Below are 10,329 nucleotides of genomic sequence, written 5' to 3' on the forward strand. Positions count from 1 at the left end.
TGGAACTACCAAGGGCGCCGGCGCCTTACAGGGTCAGGATCGTCGACCCCGTGGTCTGCCGGGCTTCCAGCGCCTCGTGCGCCGCGCGCACTTCTTCGAGGGCGTAACGCTGCGCTATGTGAATCTGCACCTTACCGCTGGCCACCACCTCGAACAAGTCGTCCGCCATGGCCTGTGTGGCATCGCGGCCATGGGCGTAGACAAACACGCTGGGACGTGTCACGTACAGGCCCTTGGGCGCCAGCGCCGCCAGGCTGATGGGCGGCACCGGGCCCGAGGCGTTGCCGAAGGAGACCATCAGGCCGAAGCGGCGCAGGCAGGCCAGCGAACCTTCCCAGGTGTCCTTGCCAACGCTGTCGTAGACCACCTTGACACCCTGGCCCCCGGTGATGGACTGCACCTCGGCGGCAAAGTCCTGGCTGCGGTAATTGATAGCATGCGACGCACCATTGGCAAGGGCCAACTGGCATTTTTCATCAGATCCTGCCGTGGCGATCAGCTGCAGGCCCAGGGCCCGGGCCCACTGGCAGGCGATCAGGCCCACGCCGCCGGCGGCGGCATGGAACAGCACATGGTCACCGGGCTGCAGGCCCTGGGCGGGCAGGCACTGCTTGAGCAGGTACTGCGCTGTCAGTCCCTTGAGCATCATGGCGGCGCCGGTCTCGAAGCTGATGCTGTCGGGCAGCCGGCAGACCTGGGCAGCCGGCATCACGCGGCGCTCGCAGTAGCTGCCGGGCGGGTTGCTGGCGTAGACCACGCGGTCTCCGACTTGGAGATGGGTCACCCCGTCACCCACGGCCTCCACCACGCCTGCGCCTTCCATGCCCAGCTGCAGCGGCAGGGGCAGCGCGTACAGGCCGGAGCGCTGGTAGACATCGATGAAATTCAGGCCGATGGCATGGTGGCGCAGCAGGATGTCACCGGCGCCGGGCTGGCCCACGTCGCGCTGCACCAGTTGCAGCACGTCGGGGCCGCCGTGGTGGGTGATCTGGATGGCTTTGCTGGTTGCGGTGGTCATGCGGTGGTGTCTCCTGTGTCTGTATGCATGCGGGCAAGACACCCATCGTGCCACGTCCGGGACCCAGGTTTGTGACACATGCGCGCTACCATTCGTTGATGAGTTCCCCATTGACATTCAGCACGGTGGCCATGCTGACCCTGGCTCCGCTGTTCTGGGCGGGCAATGCCATTGTTGGTCGCCTGGTCCATGACCTGATATCCCCCTTCACCTTGAACCTGCTGCGCTGGTGCCTGGCCTTTGTGCTGTTGCTGCCGCTGGCTGGCCAGGTGCTACGCAAGAACAGTGCCATCTGGCAGTGCTGGAAGCAGTACGCCCTGCTGGGCATGCTGGGCATCGGCAGCTACAACGCCCTGCTGTACCTGGCGCTCAAGACCTCCTCGCCGATCAACGTCACCCTGGTCAGCTCCAGCATGCCAATCTGGATGCTGCTCATCGGCCGCCTGTGGTTCGGCACGACGATCGGTGGCCGCCAGGCGGCCGGTGCCGTGCTGTCGGTGCTGGGGGTGGCCGTGGTGCTGAGCCGCGGCGATGCCCAGCAGCTGCTGGCCCTGCAGCTGGTGCCCGGGGACTGGTTCATGCTGCTGGCCACCATCGTCTGGTCGCTCTACAGCTGGCTGCTGGCACGCAGCAGCGCGACCATGCCCGGCCAGGAGGCGGTGCGTGGCAACTGGGCGGCGTTCCTGATGGCGCAGATGGTCTTCGGCATCGCATGGTCGGCCGTGCTGACCGGCGGCGAAGTGGCCCTGGGCGGCTTCGTGCTGCAGCCCAACGCCACGCTGGCCGCGGCCATGCTGTTCATCGTGCTGGGGCCGGCCATCCTGGCCTACCGCTTCTGGGGCGAGGGGGTCAAGCGCGCCGGACCGGCCACCGCCGGCTTTTTTGCCAACCTGATTCCGCTGTTCACGGCCCTGCTGTCCATCCCCGTGCTGGGCGAGGTGCCGCAGCTCTACCACGCGCTGGCTTTCGTGCTGATCGTGGGCGGCATCGTGGTGTCCTCGCGCCGCTAGCCCGTGGCCGCCCCGGCCCTGCGCACAAAAAAAGCAGCCCACGGGCTGCTTTTTGTTTGGGGGGCGTAGTGCCGGCTCAGTAGGTGCCGGGGTACAGGCCGCCGTCGGGCAGGATGTTCTGCCCCGTCATGTAGCCCGCCTGCACGCTGCACAGGAAGGCGCAGATGGCGCCGAACTCCTCGGCCGTGCCAAAGCGCTTGGCCGGAATCTGCGCGGCCTGCGCCTGGCGGATGGCCGCCAGGTCCTTGCCGGTCTTGGTGGCCGCAGCCTGGTGGGTGGCGGCCAGGCGGTCGGTGTCGAACTTGCCGGGCAGGATGCTGTTGATGGTCACGCCCTGGGCGGCGATGCCCGAGCGCGCCAGGCCCGCGACGAAACCGGTCAGGCCGCTGCGCGCGCCGTTGGACAGGCCCAGGATGTCGATGGGCGCCTTGACCGCGCTGGAAGTGATGTTGACGATGCGGCCAAAACCGCGCGCGGCCATGCCGTCCACCGTGGCCTTGATCAGCTCGATGGGGGTCAGCATGTTGGCGTCCACGGCCTTGATCCAGGCGTCGCGGTCCCAGTCGCGGAAGTCACCGGGGGGCGGGCCGCCGGCATTCGTCACCAGGATGTCGACATCCCGGCCCGGGCCACCGGCCACGCTGAACACGGCCGCGCGCCCTTCGGCGCTGGTGATGTCGCAGGCCACGGCCAGCACTTGGGCGGCTGGTTGGCCGCTGGCCTTTGCACGCTCTGCGCTGATCGCTCTCAATTGTGCAGCAGCCTCCTGCAGCGGGCCGTCGGTGCGCGCGTTGATGACCACGTGCACGCCTTCCTGCACCAGGGCCTTGGCGCAGCCAAAACCCAGGCCCTTGCTGGCCCCGCACACCAGGGCCCATTTGCCTTGAATGCCCAAATCCATGTTGTTTGCTCCTTCGCGTTTTACTTCGTCATGCCGGGCTTCTTGGCCCAGCGCGTGAACACAAAAATCCCCACCATCACCAGGCTGGTGCCGGCCACCATCCAGGCGTTGAGCTGTTCGTCCAGCAGCCACACGCCCATCAGGATGGTGGACAGCGGGCCGATCATGCCGGTCTGCGCCGTCATGCCGGCGCCGATGCGCTCGATGGCCATCATCACCATCAGCACCGGGGCCACGGTGCAGGCCGTGGAATTGAGCAGCGACAGCCACAGCACCTGCGGCGCGACCTGCATGGCCGACAGCGGGTGGGTCAGCAGGAACTGCGCGATGCAAAAGCAACACGCCACGCTGGACGCCAGCCCGACCAGCCGCAGCGAGCCCAGGCGCTTGACCATCTCACCGCTGTAGACCATGTAGATGGCGTAGCTGATGGCGCTGCCCAGCACCAGCAGGCTGCCCAGCACGACATCGGTGCCCTGGGCGCCGACTTCGTGGCCGAAGACCAGCAGCACGCCGCAGTAGCTCAGCAGCATGCCCGCGCACTGGCCCCAGGTGATGCCGCGCTGGTAGACCACCCAGCCGAAGATCACCACCAGCGTTGGGTTGAGGTACAGGATCAACCGCTCCAGCGCCGCCGTGATGTAGGCCAGCCCGGCAAAGTCCAGGTAGCTGGCCAGGTAGTAGCCCGAGAAGCCCAGGCCCAGCACGCCCAGCCAGTCCTTGCGCGTCAGCGGCGGCTGGCCGCGGCCGGCCCACCAGGCCATGAGCAGGAACACCGGCAGCGCAAACAGCATGCGGTACATCAGCAGCGTGACGGCATCCACCCCGTAGCGGTAGGCCAGCTTGACGATGATGGCCTTGCCGCTGAAGGCAATCGCCCCCAGCAAGGCCAGCGTCAGCCCCAGCGCTACGCCTTTTTGAGCGCCTTGCGCTGGCGAATCAACACTTTCAGACACTTTAAACCTTCAAAACCAATGAACATCAGCGCCAGGCGCTACTGTTTTATGCAATTTCAATGCTTGTCGCCGAACAGGCGATGGTGCAACCGGCGCAGCGACCACCACACGCTGAGCGCCACCACGGGGATGGCGGCGGCAGCCGTCAGCTCGGGCGACAGCGGCCAGCCCAGCTTCTGCGCGCCCTTGCTCAGGTAGGCGATCAGGCCGGTGATGTAGTAGGTGATGGCGGCGACCGACAGCCCCTCCACCGTGGACTGCAGCTTCAGCTGCATGCCCTGGCGGTGGTTCATGGCCTCCAGCACCAGCTGGTTGCTTTGCTGCTGCTCGATCTCCACGCGCGTGCGCAGCAGGTTGCTGACGCGCGAGACACGTTCGGACAGCGCGTTCTGGCGGCGCGAGGCCCACTCGCAGGTGCTGCGCGCGGGCGACAGGCGGCGTTCCATGAATTCACGGATGGTCAACAGGCCCGACAGGCGCTCTTCCTGCAGGTCGTGGATGCGGCGGTCCACCAGCTCGAAATAGGCCTTGCTGGCCGAAAAGCGCGAGTGCGTGGCGGCGTATTCACTCTCTACCTCACCGGCCAAGCGCGTCAGCCGGTCCAGCAACAGGGGCTCCTCGTCGCGCCGCGCCTCGCGGATGGCCTTGGCCAGATCGGCCAGTTCCCTTTCCACCGTGCCCAGCACCACCGCCGCCTTGCGCGCGGCGGGCAGGCCCAGCAGCGCCGCCATGCGGTAGGTCTCGATCTCCAGCACGCGCTGCACCAGCCGCCCCAGGCGGCGGGCGCTGACGCTGTCCGAGGGCTTGACCAGGATGCGCGAGTAGCCATCGGCGTGGATGGCAAAGTCCGTGCACACCTCGGTATGGCCCAGGTGCACCGTGGCACCGGCCAGGGTGTCGTCATTGAGCATCTGCTGCACCAGGTGTTTGATGCCCTGGCCCTCGCACTGCGGGTCCTTCACGATCCACAGGTGCACGCTGCTCAGGCACTGGCCCGGCAGGTCCTTGAGCCACTGCTGGGGCACCTCTTCCATCGCCGTCTGGGGGCTGCGGGCATTCAGCACCGCCTCGGTCGGCATGGGCACCATGAAGGTCCAAGTGACGAACTCGGTGTGCAGCTCCCAGCGCAGGCGGAACGCACCGAAATCCATGCGCAGGTGGGTGCAATCGGCATCCGGCCCGGTGCGGTGGTGGTTGTGCATCAGGGTCGCCAGGTGGGCACGGCTGGCCTCGCGCTGGGCGGGATCGGTCAGCATCACCAGGTGCGCAATCGCAGCGGGGCCTTGCACCGGCTCTGCCGGGCGGGCATGCACTTCGTTGTGCAGCAAGGCACGCAAGGGGTGTTGGGAAGGCTGGGGCAGAACAGGCATGAAACGGTGCGGGGCAGCAGCAAACAAGCGCTTATTGTGGGGCTTTCCCCAGGCGTGCGACGGCGCAAACCAAGTAGCCCCGCATCGCGGGGCGCCCTGCGGGCCGCGCACGGGGCTGCAGCGTCAGAAGGTTTCCCAGTCGTCGTCCGGGCTGGCGGCTGGCTTGGCCGACGCCACCGCGCGCGGTGCCACCACGACCTTGGGCGCGGCCGGCGCACGAACGGTGGGAGCGGTCGCCACGGGCGCACGCGCGACCACCTGGGGCACCGGTGTGGACGTGGCCGGAGGTGCGGTCATGGCCTGCACCGCCGCGGTCGAAGCCCCGACCTGGAAGACCGCCATGGTCTGCATCAGCCGCTGGGCCTGCTCGTGCATGGCCTTGGCCGCGGCGCTGGATTCCTCCACCAGGGCGGCGTTCTGCTGCGTCATCTGGTCCAGGTTGCTCACCGCCTGGTTGACCTGGCCAAAGCCGTCACGCTGTTCGTTCGCGGCGGCCGTGATCTCGCCAATCAGGTCCGTCACACGGCGCACGCTGGCCACGATCTCCTGCATGCTCTGGCCGGCCTGCCCCACCTGGTCCGCGCCCACCGCCACCGTGCCTACGCTGGCTTCGATCAGGCCCTTGATTTCCTTGGCCGCCTCGGCGCTGCGCTGCGCCAGGGTGCGCACCTCGCCGGCCACCACGGCAAAACCACGGCCCTGCTCACCGGCACGCGCGGCTTCGACGGCGGCGTTCAGCGCCAGGATGTTGGTCTGGAAGGCGATGCCATCGATGACGCCGATGATGTCACCGATCTTGCGGCTGGAGGCATGGATCTGGTCCATGCTGTGCACCACCTGCTGCACCACCGCACCGCCGCGCTCGGCGGCCTGCACCGCCGTGGCCGCCAGCTGGTTGGCCTGGCGCGAGGTGTCGGCCGACTGGTGCACCGTGGCCGTCAGCTGCTCGATGCTGGCGGCGGTCTGCTCCAGGTTGGCCGCGGTCTGCTCGGTGCGGGTCGACAGGTCTGCATTGCCCTTGGCGATTTCCGCCGCGGCGTCGGACACCTCGCCCACGCCGCTGCGCACTTCGGACACCACCTGGCGCAGGCGCTCGGCCATCGCGTCCAGGGCATTCATCAGGTGGCCAAACTCGTCGCGCCGATCGGTCTTGGCCGCCACGTTCAGATCCCCGCCACCGATGGTGGCGGTCAGTTGCACGGCCTGCTGCAACGGGCGTGTGATATTCACCACCAGCCAGCGCGCCATCACCACCGCGACCAGCAGCAACAGGCCGGCCACGCCCCAGCCGACCATGACGCTGCGCTGGCGGCGGGCCTCGGCACGCTGCGTGACCACGTCCAGCTGGTCAATCTGGTACTGCACGAACTCATCGAACGCCTGCGAGTACTTCACGCCCATGGCGGCATAGTCCCCGAAGGCGAAATTGGCACGGGCGTTGTAGTCGTCCAGGTCCAGGTTCTGCTCGGTCTCGGCACGCCGGGTCTGCACCGCGTCGCGCGCCTGCAGGACGCGCGCGAATTGCGCCCGGTCGGCGTCATCGTGCAGGGCGGCCTCCATGGCCTGCAAGGCTTCGGTCGCCGCCACCCGCCGTTGCTCGAAGCGCTTTTCCAGCTCGATCTGCAAGCGGTTTTCGTTGGTGGCGAACTGCGCGATGCCCAGCTCCAGCCCGGTCATGGCCGCGCCGCGCATGTGCTGGGCCAGCGCAATCTTGCGCTCGATCTGCTGCACGTCTGTGCTTGCCTGCTCCAGGGCCTGTTCGGTATTGCTGCGCACCCATAGGTTGGACAGCATCATCACGACCAGCAAACCCAGGATGGTGGCCCAGAGCTTGGGGGCCACACGCACGTTGTTCAAATTCATAGTTTTGGCTTCTCTTGTTCCGGCGGTCCGCCCACATGGGGACCTTGCAGCGTGGAACCAAGCGCTCACCGCGCCAGACAGCCCTTGCAGCTGTTGGCAACCATGTGGTGCGGGATGGGCGCGCCCATCCATCGGAGTGTTTGCAGCCCGGCGACCGTTGCGCAGCGACTGCGCGGCAGGCCCGTAGCTTTGCGACCCTGGTTTTCACACAGGTGAGCCCTCGGAGCGCCGATTATTCCGTAACTATTTTTTACAAACAGTGCAGCCAGCAATACCGGCATGGCCATCTGGGATAAAAAAAAGCGCCCCGCAGGGCGCTTTTTGAAGGGACACACACAGGGTGTGTGTCACTCTTCCACGAAGGCTTCTTCGCGCTTGTTCTTCACCGCGGGCAGCGTCACGATGATCAGCAGGATCACCGCCAGCGCCAGCATCACGGCCGAGATGGGGCGGGTCACGAACACGGACCAGTCACCACGCGACAGCTGCAGAGCGCGGCGCAGGTTTTCTTCCATCATCGGGCCCAGGATGAAGCCCAGCAGCAGGGGTGCAGGCTCGGTGCCCAGCTTGTAGAACACATAGCCGATGAAACCGAAGATACCCACCAACCACACGTCGAACTCGGAGTTCTTGGTGCCGTACACGCCCACCGCGCAGAACAGCACGATGGCGGGGAACAGCCAGCGGTAAGGCACGGACAGCAGCTTGATCCACATGCCGATCATCGGCAGGTTCAAGATGATCAGCATCGCGTTACCCAGCCACATCGAAGCGATCAGGCCCCAGAACAGTTCGGGGTTGCTGGTCATCACCTGGGGACCAGGCTGGATGTTGTGGATGGTCATCGCACCCACCATCAGCGCAATCACGGCGTTGGGGGGAATACCCAGGGTCAGCAGGGGAATGAACGAGGTCTGCGAGCCGGCGTTGTTGGCCGACTCAGGTGCCGTCACGCCACGGATGTTGCCTTGGCCGAAGGGCACTTCGCCAGGACGCAGCTTGGTCTTCTTTTCGATGGTGTACGAAGCGAAGGCCGACAGCATGGCGCCACCGCCGGGCAGGATGCCCAGGGCCGAACCCAGGACCGTACCGCGCACCATGGCAGGGAACATCAGCTTCAGGTCTTGCTTGGTGGGCATCAGACCCTTGACCTTGGCCGTAAAGATTTCACGCTCGTCTTCAGGCTTGGACAGATTGGCAATGATTTCGCCATAACCGAACACACCCATGGCGATCACGACGAAGTCGATGCCGTCGGTCATTTCGGGGATGTCGAAGCTGTAACGCGCCACACCGGAGTTCACGTCGGTACCGACCATGCCCAGCAGCAGGCCCAGCACGATCATGCCCACAGCCTTCAGCAGCGAACCCGAAGCCAGCACCACGGCGCCGATCAGGCCCAGCACCATCAGCGAGAAGTACTCGGCAGGGCCAAACATGAAGGCCACTTCGGTCAGTGGGGGGGCAAAGGCAGCCAAGATGATAGTGCCCACGCAACCGGCGAAGAACGAGCCGATGCCCGCAGCCGCCAGCGCCGGACCGGCACGGCCCTTGCGGGCCATCTGGTAGCCGTCGATCATCGTCACCACGGACGAGGATTCACCCGGCAGGTTCACCAGGATCGCAGTGGTCGAGCCGCCATACTGTGCACCATAGTAAATACCGGCCAGCATGATCAACGCAGCCACGGGAGGCAGCGAATAGGTTGCGGGCAGCAGCATCGCGATCGTTGCGACGGGACCCAGGCCGGGCAAGATGCCGATCAGCGTACCCAAGATACAGCCGATCAGGCAGTAGATCAGGTTCTGCGCTGTGAAGGCAACGCTGAAGCCCAATGACAGGTGTTCAATCAATTCCACGATTCAAATCTCCTGCTGGCAATTAACCAACGATGAAGGAAGGCCACACGGGGAACTGCAGGCTCAGTGCCCAGACGAACACCGCGTAGCTGCCCACGGCCAGCACCGTTGCCAAGATCAAGCATTCCTTGAAGTTGGCTTCCTTGCGGGCATAGCTGGCGATCAGGACCAGGGCGTAGATCGCCACGATCAGACCGAAGCCGGGAATGCCCAGGGCAGGCACGCCCACCAGCAAAATGCCGAAGGCAAAGTTGGCGGCCAGGATGAAGAAGACTTGGCGCCAGGCCCACTTGCCCACCGGGTCTCCGTCGCCAGGGCCAGACAACGTGGCCTTGAACGCGATGACCAGGCCGATCAGGGACAGCATCACGCCCAGGATCAGCGGAAAGTAGCCAGGGCCCATGCGGGCACCGGTGCCGATGTTGTAATCGGTCGCACCGATGGCGAAGGCACCACCGACCACCAAATACATCAGCCCGGCGAAAAAGTCTTTGTGACTCTTGATTTTCACGAAACGTCTCCCATGAGAGGATTTACGACCGGTGGATTCTGTAAGGAAAGTGAAGGTGAATTCATGTGGATTCCACCTACAGCACGCGTTTTTTTGCCTGCAGAATCAAGCACTTTTCTACGCGTTTATCCCTATTCCACAACCTCTCCGGGCACGTTCCGCAAGGCCGGACAACCAGCCCGGCACCGCCCCTAGCGCAGGGGGGGCGTGGCCGCCATCACCTCGGCCAGCGTGGTCACCCCTTCGGCCACGCGCAGGGCGCCCGACAGGCGCAGCGGGCGCATGCCATCCTGCACGGCCTGGCGCCGCAGCACATCCATGGATGGACTGTGGTTCATGTGCTGGTGCAGGGCTTCGCTGCTGAGCAGCAGTTCGTACAGGCCCATGCGGCCCTTGAAGCCCGTCATGCGACAGGCTTCGCAGCCCACCGGCTGGTAGGGCTGGAAACCGCCCGTGAGCTTCCAGGGGCTCATCATCTCAGCCACCATCTCGCGCGTGGTCTGCGTGTCGGGCTCCTTGCACAGCGGGCACAGCACGCGCACCAGGCGCTGTGCCAGCACCCCCAGCAAGGTGGCGTTGAGCAGGTAGGGCGGCACGCCCAGCTCCATCAGGCGGCTCACGGCGCTGGGGGCGTCGTTGGTGTGCAGGGTCGAGAACACCAGGTGCCCGGTGAGCGCGGCCTGCACCGCCATCTCGGCAGTGGCCGTGTCCCGGATCTCCCCGACCATGATGATGTCCGGGTCCTGGCGCATCAGCGCCCGCAGCCCTTCGGTGAAGCCGAAATCCAGTTGCGGCTGCACCTGGGTCTGGTTGAAGGCCGGCTCGATCATTTCGATCGGGT

The 10,329-nt window shown here is 65.7% G+C and carries 9 protein-coding genes and 1 riboswitch; of the genes, 1 reads left to right on the forward strand and 8 read right to left on the reverse strand.

Translation table 11 applies throughout. The annotated features are described in order from the left end of the window. Positions 1-25: 25 nt before the first annotated feature. On the reverse strand, positions 26-1,018 hold the full coding sequence (locus CA2_RS01030; protein WP_042411604.1) for a quinone oxidoreductase family protein: 993 nt from the start codon (positions 1,016-1,018) through the stop codon (positions 26-28). 98 nt (positions 1,019-1,116) lie between these two features. On the opposite strand from CA2_RS01030, the gene CA2_RS01035 reads away from it, so the two are divergent. Beyond that, positions 1,117-2,028: a DMT family transporter gene (locus CA2_RS01035; protein WP_042411606.1), complete on the forward strand. Its 912-nt coding sequence runs from the start codon at positions 1,117-1,119 to the stop codon at positions 2,026-2,028. Positions 2,029-2,104: 76 nt separating this feature from the next. Here the strand turns inward: CA2_RS01035 and CA2_RS01040 are convergent, their stop codons facing one another. The 7 genes from CA2_RS01040 to CA2_RS01070 all read right to left on the reverse strand — a co-directional run. After that, positions 2,105-2,929, reverse strand: a complete 825-nt coding sequence (locus CA2_RS01040) for an SDR family oxidoreductase (RefSeq protein ID WP_042411609.1) — start codon at positions 2,927-2,929, stop codon at positions 2,105-2,107. Between the two features lie 20 nt (positions 2,930-2,949). Further along, the gene (locus CA2_RS01045) at positions 2,950-3,885 is read right to left on the reverse strand and encodes a DMT family transporter (protein ID WP_042411612.1); all 936 of its coding nucleotides are present in this window, start codon (positions 3,883-3,885) and stop codon (positions 2,950-2,952) included. 56 nt (positions 3,886-3,941) lie between these two features. After that, the gene (locus CA2_RS01050) at positions 3,942-5,255 is read right to left on the reverse strand and encodes a DUF3422 family protein (RefSeq protein ID WP_042411615.1); all 1,314 of its coding nucleotides are present in this window, start codon (positions 5,253-5,255) and stop codon (positions 3,942-3,944) included. A gap of 123 nt (positions 5,256-5,378) precedes the next feature. After that, positions 5,379-7,118, reverse strand: a complete 1,740-nt coding sequence (locus tag CA2_RS18700; protein ID WP_042411617.1) for a methyl-accepting chemotaxis protein — start codon at positions 7,116-7,118, stop codon at positions 5,379-5,381. A gap of 138 nt (positions 7,119-7,256) precedes the next feature. Beyond that, positions 7,257-7,347: riboswitch (cyclic di-GMP riboswitch) on the reverse strand. Between the two features lie 118 nt (positions 7,348-7,465). Further along, on the reverse strand, positions 7,466-8,977 hold the full coding sequence (locus CA2_RS01060; protein WP_042411619.1) for a tripartite tricarboxylate transporter permease: 1,512 nt from the start codon (positions 8,975-8,977) through the stop codon (positions 7,466-7,468). Positions 8,978-8,999: 22 nt separating this feature from the next. After that, positions 9,000-9,488: a tripartite tricarboxylate transporter TctB family protein gene (locus CA2_RS01065; RefSeq protein ID WP_042411623.1), complete on the reverse strand. Its 489-nt coding sequence runs from the start codon at positions 9,486-9,488 to the stop codon at positions 9,000-9,002. A gap of 191 nt (positions 9,489-9,679) precedes the next feature. After that, on the reverse strand, positions 9,680-10,329 hold a 650-nt coding region (locus tag CA2_RS01070; RefSeq protein WP_042411680.1), incomplete at its 5' end, for a GspE/PulE family protein.

The organism is Comamonas aquatica NBRC 14918, from assembly GCF_000739875.1.
GTDB lineage: Bacteria > Pseudomonadota > Gammaproteobacteria > Burkholderiales > Burkholderiaceae_C > Comamonas > Comamonas aquatica.

Bases quoted from the DNA above. Each gene is read 5' to 3' on its own strand.
- CA2_RS01030 (WP_042411604.1), bottom strand. From the start codon at position 1,018: ATGACCACCGCAACCAGCAAAGCCATCCAGATCACCCACCACGGCGGC.
- CA2_RS01040 (WP_042411609.1), bottom strand. From the start codon at position 2,929: ATGGATTTGGGCATTCAAGGCAAATGGGCCCTGGTGTGCGGGGCCAGC.
- CA2_RS01050 (WP_042411615.1), bottom strand. From the start codon at position 5,255: ATGCCTGTTCTGCCCCAGCCTTCCCAACACCCCTTGCGTGCCTTGCTG.
- CA2_RS18700 (WP_042411617.1), bottom strand. From the start codon at position 7,118: ATGAATTTGAACAACGTGCGTGTGGCCCCCAAGCTCTGGGCCACCATC.
- CA2_RS01035 (WP_042411606.1), top strand. From the start codon at position 1,117: ATGAGTTCCCCATTGACATTCAGCACGGTGGCCATGCTGACCCTGGCT.